This window comes from Thermanaerothrix sp. (assembly GCA_026417795.1).
Classification (GTDB): domain Bacteria; phylum Synergistota; class Synergistia; order Synergistales; family Synergistaceae; genus Thermanaerovibrio.
In genome coordinates this window covers 37,826-57,792 of record JAOACP010000011.1, presented here as the reverse complement: position 1 = coordinate 57,792, position 19,967 = coordinate 37,826, and the positions used below count along the sequence as shown (strand labels likewise).

Here is a 19,967-nt window from a genome sequence, read left to right as displayed (position 1 = left end):
AGATGTGTATAAGAGACAGATTACCCTGAGGGCCTCAAAACTCTCGTCTGGGAACGTGGCTATGGTCTTTGGATTCCCGTTGTCCATGTGCAGGACCTTGATGTCCGGTGCTGCGGACCGAACGGATGAATAGAGGGCTTGCAGCGTATCTGGTGAAGGCATCAATCCCTTTGGGGTGAGGGTGCCTCCGTAGGTTAGCACGTTGGCGCACCGCCCGAAGCGAAAAGCCTTGACCCCCGCCATGGCCAAGGATCGAACCTCCGTCGCAACGGAATCTGGGGAGCGCTCCTCCCTTCCCTTCAACCCCTCTACACAAAAACTGCATCTTCCATCGGTCCTGTCGCATCCTCTGGACAACTCCAGCTCGGCGATGATCAAGGGGTACATTGGATGCATCCTAACCACTTGGGCACCTATCTCCGCCCAGCGTGTCAGCATCCGATAATCCCTTTTTGCATCGTGGACCATCTGTCCGGTGCGAATCCACCGGTCCAATACCGCTTCTGGATCACCGGTGGCAATGCAATCAACGTTCAGGATATGAGACACATCTAAAGCGGAATCCCCGCCCTTAAGGGCGTAGCCGCTTCCTATAGGGCCTCCTACTATCATTACACCTCGTCTTGGTATCTCAGATAGCCCCTTGAGCTCCTTAAGGGTCATCGGAGATCCCCCGCGGTAACGTCCTGGCACCGTGAGCCCTGCTATGACCATCGTAACCTCTGCGGATCTTATAAGATGGTCTGCCTTCTCTCGGCGCATCTGGTCAACCGTGAGATACAGGACCTCAAAGCCGTTGGACATGAGCACTCCAGCGCAGTATCTTACATAGGGGGATATGTAGGGGGGCACGCCAAAACAGGCGGGTTCGTCAACATACCCATCTATTATCAGGCCAAGGGGCAACTAGATCACCTCGTGGTTAGGAATCCAGTATATGTTAAAATAAAAAGCTAAAAACAACCATACTAATGCCATCGATTGAGAGGGGGATATGACCTTGGGCGTTCCCGTTAGAGATCCTAGGTACCTGGCGGAAGTTCTGGTTGCTTGGCTTAAAGAGAAGGTGAGCGAAGCTGGGGCTTTGGGAGGATTGGTGGGGCTAAGCGGCGGGGTAGACTCTGCCGTTGTGGCGGCTCTGTTGATGCGATCCTTCGGCATCAGTGGTTCCCTTGGGGTGATAATGCCCTGTCACAACCAACCTGTAGACGAAGAAGATGCCCGTCTAGTGGCTTCCTGCGTTGGAATACCGGTGGTTAAGGTGGATCTCTCCGGTTCCTTTGACGCTTTAGTTGGATCCATCAATGGCTCCGATATCCACCTATCTCATTTGGGGATCTCCAACATAAAACCTAGGCTTAGGATGACCACTTTATATGCCATTGCACAGACAAAAAATCTATTGGTTTGTGGAACTGGCAACAGGGCGGAGCTTACGTTCGGCTATTTTACCAAGTATGGAGACTCCGGGGTGGACCTTTTACCCCTGGGAAGGCTCACAAAGCATGAGGTTTGGACCCTGGCGGAGCACTTAGGCATACCGGAGAGGGTGGTCAAAAAACCCCCAACCGCAGGGCTGTGGGAGGGGCAAACCGACGAGGGAGAGATGGGGGTTTCTTACGAGGATCTAGACCGCTATATACTGGGATTGCCGATTCCCCAAGATGTAAGACACAGGATAGAAAACGCCTTTGATAGATCCAAGCATAAGAGGATGGTTCCTCCGGTGCCGGAGATGTTATAATGAATCTTTGGTCGAACCTTCTTAAATTATATCCATGGGGTGATATTTAGTGGCTGGACATTCAAAGTGGGCGAACATAAAGCATCGGAAGGCAGCTCAGGATGCCAAGAAAGGGGCCGCTTATCAGCGGCTTACCAAGGCCATAATAGCCGCTGCAAAGGCTGGCGGCGGGGATCCTAACGCTAACTTCCGCTTGAAAGTGGCCATTGAGAGGGCCAGGGCGGGCAACGTGCCCATGGATAACATAGAAAGGGCCATAAAGAGGGGTACCGGAGAGATCGAAGGTGCCGTGTACGAAGAGGTTACCTACGAAGGCTATGGACCTGCGGGGGTGGCCATAATGGTTGAGGCCATGACGGATAATAGGAACCGCACAGCAGCGGAGATCCGTTCCATATTCACCAAGGGTGGGGGGGCTATCGGAGAAGCCGGCTGTGTGGCTTGGAATTTTGACCGTAAGGGGCTTGTTAAGGTGGATGCCAACGGGGTCGACGAGGCAGCCCTTTTGGACGTGGCCGCCGAAGCAGGGGCTGAGGATATGCAGCTGGAGGGGGATGTCTTCGAGGTCTATTGCGATCCCTCCGTGATGAGTGAAGTGGGAGAGGCGATAAGGAACGCGGGCTACACTGTAAGCAACATGGAGATAGCCATGATCCCAAAGAACACCATAGCCGTATCGAGCAAGGAAGAGGCCGCAAAGGTTTTGGCCCTCATAGATAAATTCGAGGACCATGATGACGTGCAAAGCGTCTACTCTAACGTGGAGATCCCGGACCATATCCTTGAGCAGCTTGACTCCTAACAATGAAATCTGCTGCCTTGGGATAGACCCCGGCATAGGTACCCTTGGCTATGGGATAGTGGTCCAGCGGGGTGGAAGACTTCGTGCGGAGGGGTATGGGGCTATCCATACCCCTCCGGGTCTTTCGCTGCCGGAAAGGCTTAACATGCTTTATCGCCTTATGGGCGAGAAGCTTAAGGCGTTTGTCCCCCACGTTGTTGCGGTAGAGAGGCTATACTTTGGTAGGAACACCACCACCGCGGAGATGGTCTGGCAGGCAAGGGGCGTGGCATTGCTTTACGCTTCCACGTTAGGAGTTCCGGTGCTTGAGCCGGGTCCTTCGGAGGTTAAGATGGCGGTTTGTGGCTATGGGGGGGCGCAAAAGAGGCAGGTTCAGCTGATGGTTCGCTGCCTTCTTGGGTTGGAAAGCTGCCCAACCCCGGACGATGCGGCCGATGCGCTTGCGGTTGCCATAGCGGGATTGACCATGGCAAGGGTGGCCTACGTCGGAGGATTGGGAACTTGATAAGATATGTTGAAGGACTCGTAAACGAGGTTCTTGGGGATATCCTCATATTGGAGGTGCACGGAGTAGGCGTTGAGATAAACGCCACCAGATCTGTTCTGGAAGGGGCCTTTCCGGGAGAGAGGGTCAGGGTTTACGTTTATCTTTCCATTAACGAGAATGGCATATCCCTTTACGGATTTCACGATGAAGACGAACGGAAACTGTTCCTCCTTTTGCTGCAGGTCAGCAACGTAGGAGGAAAGATGGCCATGTCCATCCTTAGAACCCTTAGCAAGGATGAATTGGTGCAAGCCATCGGAATGGGTGATTCATCGCGAATAGCCAAAGCCCCCGGGGTGGGGCCCAAAAGGGCGGAACGCATATGTTTTGAGCTTAAGGGGAAGCTTGATCAACTTTCCATCTCTGCTACGGGGGCCTTGGAATCCGCACCTAAATCGGATATTTCCTCTTTGGTGGAGGCCCTGGCGGGACTTGGATTCTCCAGGGGAGAAGCGTATTCCGCCCTTTCCAACGTGATGGGAAGGCTTAAGGGGACTTCAGAGGAGGAGCTCCTTATGGCATCTCTGAGGTTCCTTCAGAAGGGGTGATGAGCCTATATGGACTCAGAAGATAAGCTTATGGACCACTTGAGGAGCGAGGACGACCCGGATATGGCGGTCGTTAAGTCCATAAGGCCAGAAAGCCTTGATTCGTTTGTGGGGCAGGAGGCACTTAAGGAAAAACTGAGGATATTCATATCCGCATCCAAAAGCAGGGGGGAACCTCTGGATCATTGCCTCTTCTACGGTCCACCGGGGCTTGGAAAGACCACTATGGCGAACATAATAGCGAAGGAAATGGGTGGGGATCTTCGGGTAACCACAGGCCCTGCCATAGAGCGGGCTGGGGATTTGGCATCCATACTATCCAATCTTAGGCCAAACGATGTGCTTTTCATAGACGAAATACACAGGCTTCCGTCGGTGGTGGAAGAGGTTCTTTATTCTGCGATGGAGGACTTTTGCCTGAATATAGTCATAGGTAAGGGCCCCATGGCAAGGAGCATAAAGTTACAGCTACCACCCTTTACATTGGTAGGAGCCACCACCAGGCTTGGTTTGCTGACTTCTCCCCTCAGGGCCCGTTTTGGAATAGTTGAGCAGATGGAGCTCTATACCCCAAGAGAACTCACTGCCATAGTGCGCCGTGGGGCTTCCATACTTGGGGTTCCGATAGATGAAGAGGCTTCCATGGAGATAGGCATGAGGTCCCGCGGTACCCCCAGGGTTGCCTTAAGGCTCTTGCGGCGGGTCAGGGACGTGGCTGCTGTCAAGAAGAGGGAACCCATAGATGTCGGCGTGGCCAGGGAAGCTCTGGACATGTTAGGGGTTGATAAGGAAGGGCTTGACGACGGGGACAGGAAGTTTTTGAGGGCCTTGGTTGAGCTCTTCGACGGAGGTCCTGTGGGCTTATCTACCCTAGCGGCTGCCCTCAATGAAGATCCACAGACAATAGAAGACATATACGAACCGTTTCTCATCCAAAAGGGGCTCTTGGAGAGAACTCCAAGGGGGAGACGGGCAACCAGGGGCACCTACCAATACCTTGGACTTCAACCTTCCGGCAGGTTTCAACAGCTCATACTTGTTGAGGAGGATTGACCATGTGGAATTTGGGCAAATCACTTGTCCTTATAGGAGCGGTTTTCCTCTTGGCAGGGGTTATGGTGTTGGGCTTATCCAAGTTCAACCTTCCAATCGGCAGGCTACCTGGGGATATAGTTATTACGAGGAAGAACTTCACTTTTTTTGCGCCACTTGGGAGCATGCTTGTGCTTAGCATCGTCCTTTCGGTGCTGCTCAATTTGATCTCTCGAATCATTGGAAGATAATAAATAATAAATGACGTTTATCCCATAGTTTTGATATTGATATTAAAAATTGAAGGTGTGGTAGCGCGGTAGTCGTCATAAGGGGGATGGACATATTGGGCAAAATGAGCCGTTTAAAGGGCCTTTGTGTTTTTGTGATGGCTGTATTGGTTTGTTCTTTTTGTTCCACTCTGGAAGCCCAGACTTTGTTGCGGGTGGGTGTTGCGTTGAACGTTGCCAATGGTACTTTGGGCGGAGTGGGCAGCATAACCGATTCATCGGGGACATCGCTTCCCCTATCGGGCAGGGTATCGGTAACGGCTGGAGATGGCGGCGTCTGGATTCAAGGAAGGTTTTTGAGGTTCCCCATCAGAATAGGCGGAGATAACCTTTCCTTCGGTCCCATTGGGTACCGAGGAGGGCTTGAGTTAATCCCCTCCAGAGGTGGCAGGGGGTTTAATGTGGTTAACCTAGTTGAACTAGAGGACTACTTAAGGGGGATAATGAAGGCCGAGGCAAACCCCGGCTGGCCCATGGAGTTCTTGAAGGCCCAAGCGGTGGTGGCAAGGACGTATGCGCTTAGGAACCTTGGAAGGCACAGATCCGATGGCTTTGATATTTGTTCATCTCTACACTGTCAGGTTTACAGGGGGCGAAATGGCGAAGATCCAAGGTCTGATCAGGCCGTCTTCAACACCTCCGGCATGGTCCTGATGTATGGATCTTCCCTTGCGATAACCCCGTTTCATTCGGATAGTGGCGGCGTTACCGCCGCAGCATCGGATGTATGGGGGGGGCGTGTCCCCTATCTTTTATCAAGGCCGGAGCCGTTCCAGTACAGAAGCCCTTACTCCCGCTGGAAGACGATTTTGTCCTCAGACCAAATAGAAAGGGCTCTACGAAGCATAAACCGCTGGGTAGGTAACGTTGTGGGGATAAAGGTCGTAGCCAGGGATAGGGGAGGGCGCATAACCGCCATGGATATAAATGGCTCTTCCGGTACTGTCAGACTTTCCGGACACGCCTTTAGGATGGCATTGGGGACATCGGTGGTTAGAAGTACCAACTTCATCGTAAATGGAAATGGAAAATCGGATATCCCTAGTAATCCTGCGGTAAATAGACCGGTGGAGGACGATGAGAAGAAAACGGACGTGTCGTATGAAACGGACCCATTGGTGGAGATGGTTGAGGATGGGTTGTTTTCAAAGGACGAGATATTCGACATGATAGTCAATCCATCCAAGCGGGATATGTATAAGAAAATGGGGGAAGCTAGAGTAAAAAGCGGAACATCAAATTCCCGTAAAACCGGCGCCGAAAGAAATCCGGTGGCCACCTCCTCGGCTTCAATAAGGCCTTCTTCTGGGAACACATCGTGGGTTCTTGAGGGGCAAGGCTGGGGTCACGGGGTGGGTATGTCCCAATGGGGGGCAAAGACCATGGCGGAGTACGGCTGGAACTTTGAGCAGATATTGATGTATTACTTTCCTGGAACACACCTTGGGAGGCGTTAAGTTGATAGATCTGGATCTGATGGATTCTTACGACTATCACTTGCCGGAGGAGTTGATAGCTCAGAGCCCTGTTGAGCCCAGGGACTCTTCTCGGCTAATGGTGCTATCAAGGCATGGGGGATCTATTGAGCACAGGGTTTTCCGGGATGTTGTGGATTACCTCCTGCCTGGTGACCTGCTGGTTCTAAACGATACTCGGGTGATGAAGTCTCGTCTCTTAGGACGCAAGACTTCGTCTGGGAGGGTAGAGGTCTTCCTCCTATCTCCTGTTGACGATGATGGGACCCTGTGGCAGGCAATGGTAAGGCCTGGGAGGAAGGTGCCTCCTGGCACTTGCGTGCTATTTTCCGACTCAGAAGAGGACGTGGCGGTGGTGGAGGATAGGGTAGGGGACGGCCTGAGGCTGGTGAGGTTCCCCAACCGCAACGGAAGAGACATAGCTAACAGACTTGGGGAGGTGCCCCTTCCGCCTTACATCGAAAATGATGGGGTGGATGAAGACAGATATCAAACCATATACGGTGATCCTGGCAAAGAGAGGTCCGTGGCAGCTCCAACCGCAGGCCTTCATTTTACGGAAGAGCTCCTCTCTTGCCTTACCGACAGGGGCGTCAACATATCATTTGTGACCCTTGACGTTGGGATAGGCACCTTCAGACCCGTAAAAGCTGACAGGGCCTCGGCCCATGTGATGCATAAAGAGGTATGTTCGGTTCCCGAATCTACTGCGGAGTTAATAGCATCTACAAAGGAAAAGGGGGGGCGGGTAATCGCGGTGGGCACCACGGTGGTTAGGACTCTTGAGTCATTCGGCTTAAATGGCATAATAGGAAGAAGTTTCCATACGGATCTTTTTATAAAGCCGGGATTTCAATTCAGGGTGGTGGATGGGCTAATAACGAACTTTCACCTCCCGCGGAGCACGCTTTTAATGCTTGTGGTTGCCTTCGCTGGTTATGACAAGGTGATGTCCGCCTACAAAGAAGCGGTGAGCTTGAGATACCGGTTCTTTTCCTTTGGTGACGCCATGCTAATATTGTAGGAAATGGGTGATTATTCTTAGGTAGCGGGTGGTTTGACTGCGATGTGTGCTGGCCCATCACTTTTTATTTAAGATAAGAGGTGATCAGCGTTGATTAAATGGGCTTGTCTTATGCCACACCCGCCCGTCCTGGTGCCCCAAGTGGGGATGGGGAGAGAACTGGATGCGGAGGAGACCCTTAGGGGCGTTAGGCGGTTATGCATGTTCCTTCCCGACTTTAAGGACGAGATATCTCTGGTAATGTCGCCGCATTTCACATATTTTCCTGGCCGCCTCACCATAGGTGGTTCAGATATCTATAATGGAAACCTCGCCAGCTTCTCTGCCCCCGAGGTTTGCAGCCAATACCAAGGTGATCCCCATTTTATTCGTGAACTTTTCCAGCCCATTGATGGGATTATACCGATGATGATCGATACCACGACCAAGGAGCTGGATCATGGCACCTTCGTGCCGCTGGTGTTGTTGCAAGGTGGAGGGAAGCGGCCTTCGAAAGTCATCCCATTAAACCCTGTGGGCCTTACTCGATTTCAAGCACACGACCTAGGTAAACGTCTTAGGGATGGGATAGAAGCAGCTGGCGGCCATGTTGGTATTCTCTTCAGCGGCGATCTCTCTCATCGTTTAAGCCCCCATGGCCCATATGGTTTTAGCCCTTGGGGGAGGGTTTTTGATGATATGGTTATAGAGGCCCTCTCCCAAGGTGATCCCTCAGATCTTCTTAAACTAGAAGAGGAACAGGTGCAAGAAGCGGGACAATGCGGCCTTAACATCGTATTAGCCTTCATTGGCCTAACCCAGCAGCCACTACGGGTGTTGTCATATGAAGGGCCCTTCGGAGTGGGCTATGCGGTAGCGGTTATGAGGCCCAGGTGTATTCATCCTTACGTGGACTTTGCCAGGCTGGTGTTGATGGATCTCTTGGACAACAGGCAGCCGGATATAAGTTCCATCATCAGGGCCGCAGGAGGAGACGGAAACCTATGGGAGGCAAGGGGCGGTTGTTTTGTATCCCTCTATACTTCCGATGGCCATCTCCGGGGTTGCATGGGGACAATTGAGCCCACAAGCCCTTCGATCTCAATGGAGATAGCTAGGAATGCGGCGGCAGCTGCCTTTGAGGATCCCAGATTTATGCCTGTCATCTTAGACGAGCTTCCTAGACTTAAGATATCCGTTGACGTGTTGTCCCCATTGGAAGATGCTTCTACTGAAGATTTAAATCCGAAGGTTTACGGCGTGGTGGTTAGCACGGGACGAAGACGCGGGGTTTTGCTGCCGGACCTCAATGGTGTAAATACGGTTCGGGATCAGCTTGACATAGCGAGAATGAAAGCTGGTATAGGGGGCCATGAGGAAATCAAGATCCAGCGTTTTACAGTGCATAGGTACAAAGAACCCTGATCTTCCAAAGGAAGCTTCCTTCTGGTTGCCGGAAGGCGATGGTGGCCGGTGTCAACTGTGCTTTCATCGTTGTTTTATAACGGAGGGACACTGGGGTTATTGCGGCGTTCGGTTCTTTAAGGGGGGAGCTTTGCGCTCTCCCTTTTCTGGTCGTTTCTCCGGAGTTGCAGTGGATCCAGTGGAGAAGAAGCCCCTATATCATTGGCGTCCTGGGAGTTCGATCCTGTCTCTGGGAGGGATCGGATGTAATTTGAGATGTCCCTTCTGTCAGAACCACCATATATCGCAGATAAGAGATGGACACTACGAGGGTAAGTTATTAACCCTATCTCCTCCCGATATTGAGGACTTGGCCAACCGATTAGGGGTATCTGCAGTGGCCTTCACCTACAACGAGCCTCTAGTTTATATGGAGTACATTATTGAGGCTTCTTGTTATCTAAAGCCAAGGGGATTGGGGATAGTGTTGGTGACCAATGGTACAGTCAACTTGACTCCCCTCTATGAGCTAAGGGGGCTTGTGGATGGGGCAAACGTGGATGTCAAGGCGTTCTCCAGGGAAAAATACGATTATCTAGGTGGAGACATGGATAGCGTGGTCAGATCCGTAGAGGCATTGATCGCAATGGGAGTTCATGTTGAGATAACCCATCTCTTAGTCCCTGGCCTTTCTGATCCTGGTGAGTTTACGGAAATGGTCCATTGGATTGCAAGCCTTTCTAGAGCAATTCCGTTTCATGTTTCTGCTTACCACCCCTCTTACCTAATGCAGACAAGGCCTATCCCTATAAAGGACGTGGATCACTTCGCGGAGATTGCGAGGGAACGGCTGCTTAACGTATATGTGGGCAATATCCCGGAAAGGGCTCGGAACGTTACGAAATGTCCCAATTGCGGCGAAGACATAATCGTCAGGATGGGCTATAATATAGTAGCTAATTATTTAGACGCATTGGGAAATTGCAGGTTCTGCGGTTCCAATGGAGGAGTGGTGCTTTCCTGACTGATTAGAATTTACACCCTGTTCCCAATGTGGTCAAAGGTCTTCCAAGGGGGGTTTGAGAGGTGGCTCGTAGGGTAGTGGAACTCAACGGTCATGGCTTAACGCTGGAGGATGTGGTTGGGGTTGCAAGGTACGGATGGCAGGTTGCTCTTGATCCTTCCGCCGAGGCGTTCGTTGAAAGGGGCTCTAAAGCGGTAAGCACCTGGGTTGACCAAGGAAGGGTAGTGTATGGGATAACCACGGGTTTTGGCGATTTGGCTAACGTCTCCATACCATCGGACAAGAGCCGGCTTTTGCAGCGCAACCTATTGTTGAGTCATGCCTGCGGGACAGGGGAGCCCTTCCCAGAGGATCTAGTAAGGGCCATCATGCTGCTGAGGATCAACACCTTGACCAGGGGTTTTTCCGGCATAAGCCTGCCAACTCTGATGCAGCTAGTCAACTATCTTAACCTTGGAATACACCCGGTGATACCTTCCCAGGGATCCGTGGGGGCCAGCGGTGACCTGTGTCCCCTGTCTCATCTGGCAATCACCCTCTTAGGGGAGGGGGAGGTCTTCTTCAAGGGGCGCAGGATGCCGACGATGGACGCCCTCAAGGAAGTGTCTCTTAGCCCCATAGAGCTTGGCCCCAAAGAGGGGCTGGCGCTGAACAACGGAACCACCGTTATGACCGCCATCGCGGCTTTATGCGTCGTTGACGCGCAGGCCCTACTCAAAACTGCAGACGTGACAGCCGCCATATCTCTAGAGGCCCTTCACGGGGTTCCCTATGCGTTTGACAAACGTACCCATGATTTGCGTCCCCACGCGGGGCAAAGGGCCGTGGCGTCCAATATGAGGCGTCTTATAGAAGGAAGCGAGATCGTGGAAAAATACAAAGGGAACCGGGTGCAGGACGCCTACTCATTGCGCTGCATCCCCCAGGTACACGGGGCAAGCAGGGACGCTTTGGAGTATGTTAGGCAGAAGGTTGAGATAGAGATAAACTCCGTAACGGATAACCCCCTCATCTTCCCCTCCGACGACGAGGCAATAAGCGGCGGTAACTTCCATGGCCAACCCATGGCTATAGCGATGGACTTTTTCGGAATAGCCATGGCTGAGATAGCGAACATTTCTGAGCGCCGGATAGCTCGCCTTGTGGATCATAAGCTGTCCGGGTTACCGCCGTTCCTGGTTAAGGAGAGTGGCGTAAACAGTGGATTCATGATACCCCAGTATACCGCCGCATCAATTGTGTCGGAGAACAAGGTGCTTGCCCATCCATCGTCGGTGGATTCCATACCCACCTCCGCAAATCAGGAGGATCATGTCTCCATGGGAACCTATGCGGCCAGAAAGGGCCGCAATATACTGGAGAACTCCCGAAAGGTTGTGGCCATAGAGCTCCTTACCGCAACTCAGGGACTTGAATTCTCAATGCCCCTGAACCCAGGGAGGGGGACAAAGGCGGCCTATGACTGCGTCCGGGAGAGGATACCGTTCATGGAGGAAGATGCATATATACATCCCATGATATGTGAGGCCTTGTCATTAGTGAATGAAGGGGCTATCTTAGAAGCCGTCGAGTCCGCCATAGGTTCTTTGGACTAGCGGATGCTTGCTGATTATCCTAATAAAGTAAAGACCAAAATAATTGGGGGGTATCTAAGTTGAGCAAAGCCCTTGTCGAGTGCGTACCGAACTACAGTGAAGGTCGTAGGAAGGACATCATAGAGGCCATCGTGGAGCCCTTTAAGAACAGGCCGGGGGTTTACCTCTTCGACTACCGCGCCGATGAGGATCATAACCGCTTGGTGGTCAGCCTGGTGGGGAATCCAGAGCCGCTTCAGGAGGCCGTAATAGAATCCGCTAAGATTGCCCAATCTCATATAGATATGAACACCCATAAAGGCGCGCATCCAAGGATTGGAGCGGTGGACGTTATACCGTTTACCCCCGTCTCCGGGATAACCATGGAGGAATGCGTGGAACTGGCCAGGGGGTTCGGCAGACGTTACCACGAGACTACCGGGATCCCCGTCTACTACTATGAAGATGCGGCTTTAAGGCCGGATCGGAAGAAGTTAGAGGTCATAAGGAAGGGCCAGTACGAAGCCTTAAAGGACGAGGCGGCTAGCAACCCCGACAGGCACCCTGATGTTGGTGGTCCAGCCCTGCACCCCACAGCTGGGGCCACCGTTATAGGGGCAAGGAAGTTTTTGGTCGCCTTTAACGTCAACCTTGGTACCACTAACTTAGATGTGGCCAAGAAGATAGCGTCCTACGTAAGGGCTTCCAGCGGCGGGTTCTGTCATGTCAAAGGCATAGGTGTGGCCCTGGAAGAGAAGGGCATGGTACAGGTTAGCATGAACCTGGTGGATTACGAGAAGAACTCCCTTTACAGGGTGCTGGAAACCATAAGGATGGAGGCAAGGCGTTACGGCGTGCCGGTTGTGGAGACCGAGATATACGGGATGATACCCGCTGGCGCAATCCTGGACAGTGCGGCCTATTACCTGCAGGTGGCCGATTTTGACCCACAGCAGGTCATAGAGCTGAGGTTGCTTAAGCTAATGGGAGAGAGCGTGAAATGACCGTAAAGCTCTTCCGCAACGCAAGGATATACACCCCAAGGGGAGGATCTGGCCCTTTAAGAGGAGCGGAACAGGGGAGCGTCCAGGAAATAGAGGCCGGGGCTATCCTTTGTGTGGACGGGATAATCGAAATGGTGGGCCCGGAGGAGGATGTACTAGCCCATTCTTCTACCCTTGCGGTTAACCAGGAGATAAATTTGAATGGCAAGTGCATCGTGCCGGGTTTTGTAGATCCCCACACCCACATGTGTTTTGTCTCAAGGAGGGAGGAGGAATTTTCCCAAAGGTTGCATGGGGTCCCATATCTTGAGATATTAAGGTCCGGCGGGGGGATACTGTCGTCCGTAAGGGCAGTTAGGGCCTCAAGTGACCACGATCTGTACGAAGCCACCAGGGCAAACGTAATGAGCGCCCTTAAACACGGAACCACCACGGTGGAGATAAAAAGCGGCTATGGGTTAGACACCGAATCGGAGCTTAGGATGCTCAACGTCATAAAGCGAATTGGCAAAGAAACCCCCATGGACGTAGTCGCAACGTTTATGGGTGCCCATGCGGTGCCCGAGGAATTTAGAAATGATCCTGATAAGTTCGTGGATGTGCTATGCGGCGAGATGATCCCAGCCGTCGTGGAGCAGGGGATTGCCCGCTTTTGCGACGTGTTCTGCGAGGATGGGGTGTTCTCGGTTGATCAATCCCGCAAGATACTTTCATGCGCAAGGAGCAACGGCCTTGAGCTTAAGATCCATGCCGATGAGGTGCATGACCTCGGTGGTGCCTCCCTTGCAGCGGAACTCAGAACGTTGTCCGCAGAACACCTGTTGGCCGCTTCCGACCAAGGTTTAGCCGCCATGGCGGAAGCGGGGGTAATCGCTGTGCTTCTCCCCGCAACCGCTTACAGCCTTAAAAAACCCTATGCAAGGGCCCGCAAGATGATTGAGCTTGGGGTGCCGGTAGCGTTGGCCACCGATTGCAACCCGGGATCATGTTTCTGTGAGTCTATTCAGTTTGTATTCGGTCTTGCGGTGATGAACATGGGCATGTCAGTGGAGGAGGCTTTGGTGGGGTGCACCCTGAACGCCGCCCATGCGATAGGTATGGGGCATAGAGTAGGATCTTTGGAGGAGGGTAAACAGGCGGATTTTGTGGTGCTGGACGGTAAGACCCCGGCCACCATGGCATACCATGCAGGGGTTAACTCCGTGCTTGAAGTTTACAAGCGCGGTGAAAAGGTGGTTTAGCTCCCCGTCTCTCTATATTTAGAAACGCTCTTAGGAGGATTAACCGAATGAAGCTTCAGGACATGACCGTGAAATCGTTTGTCGAAGAACTGGCATCCGATTCCCCCGCCCCTGGCGGAGGCAGCGTTGCGGCCATCTGCGGAGCCCTTGGAGGAGCCTTAGCCACGATGGTGGCAAGGCTTACGGTGGGCAAGGAGAGGTATAGGGACTCCTGGGATGCCATGGAGAAGGTAATTTCTGATGGGCTAGAGCTTAACAGAAAGTTCCTGGACCTCATGGAAGAGGACACCGAGTCCTTCAACCAGTTCATGGCGGCCAGGAAGATGCCCAAAGACACGGACCAGGAAAAGACCGCAAGGGCTCTGGCTATTGCGGAGGCATCAAAGAAAACCGCAATGGTTCCCCTGGCAACCCTCAAGACATGCGAGGCATTGATGGACACGGCCTTTAAGGCCGCAGAGTCGGGTAACCCCAACGCGGTAACCGACGCAGGTACCGCAGCCCTTTTGGCGCAGGCTGCAGCAAAGGCGGCGGCTTATAACGTTTTCGTTAACCTTCCTGGCATAGAGGACCAGGACTTCGTTAAGCAATGTGAGGACCAGGTTAGGGAAAGCCTTGACAGGATAGCCAAGACCGGCAAGGAAGTGGAAGCTCTCTTAAATCAGAAACTGGGGATATAGGGCATAAAACCACGTATCCTAATTTAAGACCAAGACGCAGCCCATATAAGAGCTGCGTCTTGGTATATTTCGGGGTGATAGGTTTGAAGATAAGGGTAGGAGGAATAATAACGGGGTCCAATGGGCTGATGCTGATGCGCTACCGCCACGCTGGGGGTGATGTCTTCTGCATCCCTGGCGGAGGAGTGGACCACGGCGAGTGGTTGGACGACGCGCTCAAGAGAGAACTTAGTGAGGAGCTTGGCATCACCGTATTAGTTGGCTCCGTGATTGGGCTTGCACAAGGGGTTCCCATGGGGACTAAGGGGCCTGTTCTACATGTGCTCTTCTCTTGCGCCATAACAAAGGGCATACCACATCTTAATTCTAACGAAACCTCCGCTGATGAGATATGCTGGATCTCCCCAGGGAAGCTCGATGACTTGGTCTTGTATCCAGATGTTAAGGGGATCATCAAGAGATCGCTTGGGGTTGGTGGCATGTCGGATGCGGCTGTACCATCAAGCGCCCTTGAGATCCCCTACGTTAAACTATCCGCCCGAAGATGGCTTTGATTTTTAGGAGCTCAGCACATTCGCCAAAGATTGCAGGTCACAAGCCCTTTTGCTCTGAAAAGATAAAGCCTTTATTGAGGTGGTTTGAATCTCCCAATAGAGCCAGCTTCGGAATGTTTTCAATGAACTTTATCACCGTGAGGCTTGCGTTGGGTATTATAAATCGCCAAAAAGAATCCAACGGGGCCTGCAATATGTCACAAAGTATGGCCTTTATGACCGCATCATGGGTTACCACGCACACAGTTTGTCCATTGGATACCCTTTCCCTGATAGCCTTTATCGCTTTTATGGCCCTTTGGGCAACCTGATGGAGGTTTTCTCCGTTTGGCATGGTAACCTCCGAAGGACGATTCCGCCAAAGGCGCAACAGGTCTGGCCACTTGTCAAGGACCTCCTCGAACAACAGCCCTTCCCAATCTCCATGGCTTATTTCCACAAGGTCCGCACAGACCTCCACATCCGGCATATCCATGTTGAACTGAGTTATGGCCTCCGCGGTCTTCATTGCCCTGCTTAACGGACTGGACACTATCCAATCTACGCTTACATCCTTCAACCTGGAGGCCAGCGCCGCCGCCTCTAGGGTGCCAGTTTCATTAAGTGGGACGTCCATCCTCCCCTGAAATCGCCCCTCCCTGTTCCAATCGGTCTGGCCATGCCTAATCAAGATAAGGTTCATCACAGATCCTCCTTCAGTGAAACCGTGGTGGCCCAGATCAGATCCCCATCCTCCCTTAGGGTTTTAAGCAGGCCTTCGTTGAGATCCTGATCTATCTGCATAGCCGCCAGGGCAAGACCGCTCCCATTCTTTCTTCCCAACGCGAAGTTCGCTATGTTTACGTTAGCTCTGCCCAGTAGGGTGCCTACCTTGCCTATTACCCCAGGTCTGTCGTGATTTTGGAAGAGCAAAATCTTGCCCGATGGTATTAGGTCAAGCCAATAATCGTTTATCCTAACCACCCTTTGTCTGCCTTCTTCCGTTACAGTCCCCATAAGGCGGACAGAACCCCTCTCGGTGGTTATGATTACTTCTATAACGTTCCTATACGTGTTGGATTCTCCCATGCCCTCCTCTATGTCTATACCCTTATCCCTGGCAATCAGGGGGGCTATCATGTAGTTAACCTCTGCTCCGTGCCGCACCTCTAAAAGTCCCTTCAGGAAGGCCACCGTATATGGTTTCAGCCTAAAGGGGGCCTCAAACCTTATGGGCTCATCCTCATCTTGAAAAACTGGACCCCTCAACACCACGCTACAGGATTTCACAGCTCCCTTAGTAAGGTCCGCCATGTGGGTACCCAATATCCCAAGGTTTCTAGACAGGGCCAGGAACCTTTTCTTTAGGTCCGACAAGCGATGTTTCATAAATGGCAGGTTGACTGCATGCTCATATGGTTCGCCCCGTAACGCCGCCAGCAGGTTTTGCGCAGCTATCCTGGCGACCGCCGACTGAGCCTCGAAGGTATTGGCACCTATGTGAGGAGTTAGCACCACCCGATCCCTCACATCTTCGTTTAGAAGCGGATGATCACGGTTAACCGGCTCATGGCCATATACGTCGATGGCCACCCCCGATAGCCTCCCATCTTTCAGAGCGTCATAACAGGCGCTCTCATCCATCAATCCGCCCCTTGCACAATTTATTAGATAAGCCCCCCTCTTAATGGTCCTTATTCGGTTTTCGTCCAACAGGCCTCTGGTCTCCTCGGTCAGGGGAACGTGAATTGTTACCACATCTGCGATGGCAAGGCCATCCTCAAGGTTCTCAGCCCTGAGCACCCCAAGGTTATCCATCTTCACCTCAGGCACATAGGGGTCATAGGTATACACTTCCATACCGAAAGCCCTTCCCCTGATTGCCACCTGACTGCCAATTTTGCCTAGCCCTATTATGAGTAGCTTCTTGCCATGAAGCTGATGTCCCATGAAGCTTTTCCTGTCCCACTTGCCCGCCAGGATGGAAGCGTGGGCCTGGGGTAACCTTCTTATGAGGCTCAGCATTAGGGCCATGGTGTGATCCGCTGCCGACAGAGTGTTCCCCGTGGGGGCATTTATAACCACAACCCCCCTTTTGCTTGCCTCCATAAGGTCCACATTGTCCACCCCGACGCCGGCCCTTGCCACCACCTTGAGCTTAGGAGCCGATTCAAGCACCTGTACATCAATGGCGGTTCCGCTCCTGGTAAGCAGCGCATCCACATCAATAAGCTCCGCCAAGAGCTCATCCTTGGATATGCCGACCTTTTCAACCAGAGTTACATCAGTTGCATCCCGCAGGATTTGCAGTCCTTCTTCATGGATCGATTCGGTAACTAAAACCTTCCACACGGTAAATCACCTCTCATCCATTGTCTTGTTAGCCGCTTCAATGGCACGCCCAACATCAGACCTCACCCCAAGCTCATTTAAGGCTCTCCAGAGGGAACCTATGATCGTACAAACCTCCGGCCACCCCATATCTGTGTAATGGGCGATCCTGATGAGGCTGTCTTTAAACACCCCTTGACCGCCCGCCACATGAATTCCCATGTCCCTTAAATTGCGGCGAACCCCACTTACCAAGTTGGGATCCATTTTGATAGCCGTTAACCCCGGGGACCGCCTGATTGGAGATTTGACCAAAAGGTCCAACCCCATGGCTTCTATTCCACTACATAGGGCCTTTGAAATTCGGGCTCGGGTTTCCCACCATCCCTCCTTATTTCTTAGGATAATCTCAATTCCTTTTAATAATTGAACGTAGAGGGATATGGGTGGGGTGTATGGGGTTTCCGGATCGTTGGAAAGATACTTCCTGTACAGCTTTAAATCCATGGAGTAAGAGGGGCACCGCACCTCTTGGGCCCTCTCCCAAGCCCTCTTGGACAGCCATACCAGCCCAACTCCCGGAGGGGCCATCAATCCCTTTTGCGAAGAGGTCGCTATCCCATCAAGCCCCCATCTTTCAGGAAGACAAGGCGCAGCCCCTGCGGCACTGACCGAATCAAGCAGTATCAAGGGGCCATCCTGCGGTACGGATCTGGCCAGTTCTTCTACGGGATTAAGAACCCCTGTGGATGTCTCGTTGTGGGTTAAAAGTATTGCCCTGGCCCCAGGGAAACGTTCTAAAGCGTCCAACAGGTGATGGACCTCCACCGACTCACCCCAGGGCACGTCTATCATCTCAATCACAGCCCCATACCTTGAGGCTATCTCCCTAAATCTTTCTCCAAAGAAACCGCAGGATATTGATATCACCCTATCACCGGGGGAAATCAGGTTGCTGCAAAGGGCATCCAACGCACCAGTACCGGATCCGGGTATTGGGATCGGAGGTTCTCCAACCTCAAACAGGCAGGACAATTGGTGGAGCAGATCAGAATATAGGCGAGAGAAATCTGATCCCCTATGGGAGATCATTCTCATGGCACCGCCAATGGATACTTCAAAGGGGATGTCCACCGGACCGGGAGTTAAAAGCATCCTCAACTTTACCTACCTCCTTTTTATCTTTTTACATTAGCTAAATCTAAAACTAGTTACCGGCCATTGCCTCTCAATAAAGGACCCTTAAAAAAGATTTCGGGGAGGTCCGTACCGGCCTCCCCGTTAAAGATGGTGATCCTTTGATTTGCTAGATTTAACCTTACCGCTGGGCTGTCTTTATATCCGGGGGGACAGGAGCAAGATGTAGTTTGAGCAGGTCATCTTTCGAGGTTGAAGAGGACCTAGAGAGAGAACCTGAGCAGGATGAACAGCCACAACCTATCCCCCTCTTCTTAAGGGGACGAAGGGCAATAAAACCTCCCATAAGATCCCTTGCTGTCTGGATAAGATACACCGACCACACCCCGCTCCTCGTAAAATTTGGTTGCTTATACCACAGGCAAGATCGCCAAGTCAAGCATTAAACTTGTCAATCCCTGTGTATGTTTGGACGGAACATTAGTGTATAATAATAAACCTACTCTGCTTTGCGAAAGGGGCTTTCTTTATTGAAGGGCAAGGAATGGCTGTTCTTATCCTTAGGGGTGATCCTGTTCCTAGGATTTTTGGCAGGCCTATCTTTCGTTATGCCGTCCGAGCGTTGGTATCAAATAACTCGGGAAGAAAAGACGCCGATAACCGTGGACATCCCACAGGGAAGTTCCGCAAGGGATGTGGCTAGGATTCTTGTAAATGCAGGGATAGTCTCCGATGAGGCGGAGCTGTTGCGTTGGATGAACCAGCTTGGGTTCGATCGTAGCATAAAGCCTGGGTCATATAAGGTTGAGCCTGGTTCCCCTTGGGAAGTGGCCATGAGGTTGAGAGAGACATCACCGGAGGGGAGATCTATTACCATAGTACCGGGGTATGACCGGGTGGATCTCCTTAAGTTCTTTGATTTGAGGACATGGGAGCTGGCTCTTAAGGATGACGATTCTTTTTTTCCTCCCGTAAAACCCATTCTTCCCGACAACCCTTGGGACAGGCTTGCGTTCATGGCTCCGGATACTTATTTTGTAGGATATGGAGACCAGGCGGTTCGAAGCCTCATAAGAATGGCTTCAAAGGCCTGGTGGGAAAGGGTTGGGGTTCACAATAGGGGGCTGACCAAGGAACGCGCCATGTATACGGCTGTTCTGGCATCCATAGTTGAGAGGGAGGCTAAGCTTGACCGGGAAAGGCCCTTGGTGGCATCCGTTTTCATAAATAGGATCCACAGGGGAATGCCCCTTCAGTCCTGTGCCACCGTGGTTTATGCGTGGAAACTGCAAGGGGAGAAGAAAACGCATCTTTCTTTTGAAGATCTTAAGATAGAATCCCCCTATAACACGTACTCTCGCAAGGGGTTGCCTCCTGGACCTATAGGTATACCAGGAATACCATCGTGGAATGCTGCGTTAGCTCCCGCCAACTCAAAATTTCTCTTTTTTAGGCTTGTGGAAAACGGAAGTCACCGCTTTTCCGAGACATTTGACGAGCACGTGAGGAATGGCCATGAGAACTAGCAGAAACTATCCCGCCCCAAAGTACCAAAAGGAAGGGTGGTTAAAATCCATAAGTGCATCTTTGAGAATTGA

At 52.1% G+C, this 19,967-nt stretch carries 20 protein-coding genes; 16 read left to right on the top strand and 4 right to left on the bottom strand.

Annotated elements, in window-relative coordinates:
• Window positions 1-906, bottom strand: a 906-nt coding sequence (locus N2315_03820; GenBank protein MCX7828320.1) for a hypothetical protein, incomplete at its 3' end; no start/stop codon positions are given.
• Between the two features lie 94 nt (window positions 907-1,000).
• On the opposite strand from N2315_03820, the gene nadE reads away from it, so the two are divergent.
• The 15 genes from nadE (at window position 1,001) to N2315_03745 (ending at window position 14,922) form a co-directional block, all read left to right on the top strand.
• Window positions 1,001-1,744: an NAD(+) synthase gene (gene nadE / locus N2315_03815; protein ID MCX7828319.1), complete on the top strand. Its 744-nt coding sequence runs from the start codon at window positions 1,001-1,003 to the stop codon at window positions 1,742-1,744.
• 49 nt (window positions 1,745-1,793) lie between these two features.
• The gene (locus N2315_03810; GenBank protein ID MCX7828318.1) at window positions 1,794-2,546 is read left to right on the top strand and encodes a YebC/PmpR family DNA-binding transcriptional regulator; all 753 of its coding nucleotides are present in this window, start codon (window positions 1,794-1,796) and stop codon (window positions 2,544-2,546) included.
• Window positions 2,536-3,051, top strand: a complete 516-nt coding sequence (gene ruvC / locus N2315_03805; protein ID MCX7828317.1) for a crossover junction endodeoxyribonuclease RuvC — start codon at window positions 2,536-2,538, stop codon at window positions 3,049-3,051. Before N2315_03810 ends, ruvC begins: the two co-directional genes overlap by 11 nt.
• Complete coding sequence (gene ruvA / locus N2315_03800; GenBank protein MCX7828316.1) at window positions 3,048-3,641, top strand: Holliday junction branch migration protein RuvA; 594 nt, start codon at window positions 3,048-3,050, stop codon at window positions 3,639-3,641. The genes ruvC and ruvA overlap by 4 nt, the downstream gene beginning before the upstream one ends.
• Before the next feature lie 9 nt (window positions 3,642-3,650).
• Entirely contained in the window at window positions 3,651-4,694 is a 1,044-nt protein-coding gene (gene ruvB / locus N2315_03795; protein ID MCX7828315.1) for a Holliday junction branch migration DNA helicase RuvB, read from the top strand.
• 2 nt (window positions 4,695-4,696) lie between these two features.
• Window positions 4,697-4,924: a DUF2905 domain-containing protein gene (locus N2315_03790; protein MCX7828314.1), complete on the top strand. Its 228-nt coding sequence runs from the start codon at window positions 4,697-4,699 to the stop codon at window positions 4,922-4,924.
• A 137-nt stretch (window positions 4,925-5,061) separates the two neighbouring features.
• A complete protein-coding gene (locus N2315_03785) occupies window positions 5,062-6,420 on the top strand; it encodes a SpoIID/LytB domain-containing protein (protein MCX7828313.1) in 1,359 nt (452 codons plus the stop codon).
• A 1-nt stretch (window position 6,421) separates the two neighbouring features.
• Entirely contained in the window at window positions 6,422-7,462 is a 1,041-nt protein-coding gene (queA, locus tag N2315_03780; GenBank protein ID MCX7828312.1) for a tRNA preQ1(34) S-adenosylmethionine ribosyltransferase-isomerase QueA, read from the top strand.
• Between the two features lie 111 nt (window positions 7,463-7,573).
• The gene (gene amrA / locus N2315_03775; protein ID MCX7828311.1) at window positions 7,574-8,866 is read left to right on the top strand and encodes an AmmeMemoRadiSam system protein A; all 1,293 of its coding nucleotides are present in this window, start codon (window positions 7,574-7,576) and stop codon (window positions 8,864-8,866) included.
• Window positions 8,814-9,869, top strand: a complete 1,056-nt coding sequence (gene amrS, locus N2315_03770) for an AmmeMemoRadiSam system radical SAM enzyme (GenBank protein ID MCX7828310.1) — start codon at window positions 8,814-8,816, stop codon at window positions 9,867-9,869. The genes amrA and amrS overlap by 53 nt, the downstream gene beginning before the upstream one ends.
• A 62-nt stretch (window positions 9,870-9,931) precedes the next feature.
• Window positions 9,932-11,464 carry a histidine ammonia-lyase gene (hutH, locus tag N2315_03765; GenBank protein ID MCX7828309.1) on the top strand — a complete coding sequence of 511 codons (1,533 nt, stop codon included), beginning with the start codon at window positions 9,932-9,934 and terminating at the stop codon, window positions 11,462-11,464.
• Window positions 11,465-11,523: 59 nt separating this feature from the next.
• Entirely contained in the window at window positions 11,524-12,447 is a 924-nt protein-coding gene (gene ftcD / locus N2315_03760; GenBank protein ID MCX7828308.1) for a glutamate formimidoyltransferase, read from the top strand.
• Window positions 12,444-13,688 (top strand): imidazolonepropionase, encoded by a 1,245-nt coding sequence (gene hutI, locus N2315_03755; protein ID MCX7828307.1) that lies wholly within the window; start codon window positions 12,444-12,446, stop codon window positions 13,686-13,688. Before ftcD ends, hutI begins: the two co-directional genes overlap by 4 nt.
• A 47-nt stretch (window positions 13,689-13,735) precedes the next feature.
• On the top strand, window positions 13,736-14,368 hold the full coding sequence (locus N2315_03750) for a cyclodeaminase/cyclohydrolase family protein (protein ID MCX7828306.1): 633 nt from the start codon (window positions 13,736-13,738) through the stop codon (window positions 14,366-14,368).
• An 83-nt stretch (window positions 14,369-14,451) separates the two neighbouring features.
• Complete coding sequence (locus tag N2315_03745) at window positions 14,452-14,922, top strand: NUDIX hydrolase (protein MCX7828305.1); 471 nt, start codon at window positions 14,452-14,454, stop codon at window positions 14,920-14,922.
• 37 nt (window positions 14,923-14,959) lie between these two features.
• Here N2315_03745 and N2315_03740 read toward each other — a convergent pair whose 3' ends face one another.
• Genes N2315_03740 through N2315_03730 form a run of 3 tightly spaced genes read right to left on the bottom strand, consistent with a single transcriptional unit; the run spans window position 14,960 to window position 18,387 of the window.
• Window positions 14,960-15,604: a histidine phosphatase family protein gene (locus N2315_03740; protein MCX7828304.1), complete on the bottom strand. Its 645-nt coding sequence runs from the start codon at window positions 15,602-15,604 to the stop codon at window positions 14,960-14,962.
• The gene (gene serA, locus N2315_03735) at window positions 15,604-17,253 is read right to left on the bottom strand and encodes a phosphoglycerate dehydrogenase (protein MCX7828303.1); all 1,650 of its coding nucleotides are present in this window, start codon (window positions 17,251-17,253) and stop codon (window positions 15,604-15,606) included. The genes N2315_03740 and serA overlap by 1 nt, the downstream gene beginning before the upstream one ends.
• Before the next feature lie 6 nt (window positions 17,254-17,259).
• A complete protein-coding gene (locus N2315_03730) occupies window positions 17,260-18,387 on the bottom strand; it encodes an alanine--glyoxylate aminotransferase family protein (protein MCX7828302.1) in 1,128 nt (375 codons plus the stop codon).
• Window positions 18,388-18,899: 512 nt separating this feature from the next.
• Between N2315_03730 and mltG the strand changes: the two genes are divergently transcribed.
• Window positions 18,900-19,895, top strand: a complete 996-nt coding sequence (gene mltG / locus N2315_03725) for an endolytic transglycosylase MltG (protein MCX7828301.1) — start codon at window positions 18,900-18,902, stop codon at window positions 19,893-19,895.
• Window positions 19,896-19,967: the final 72 nt, after the last annotated feature.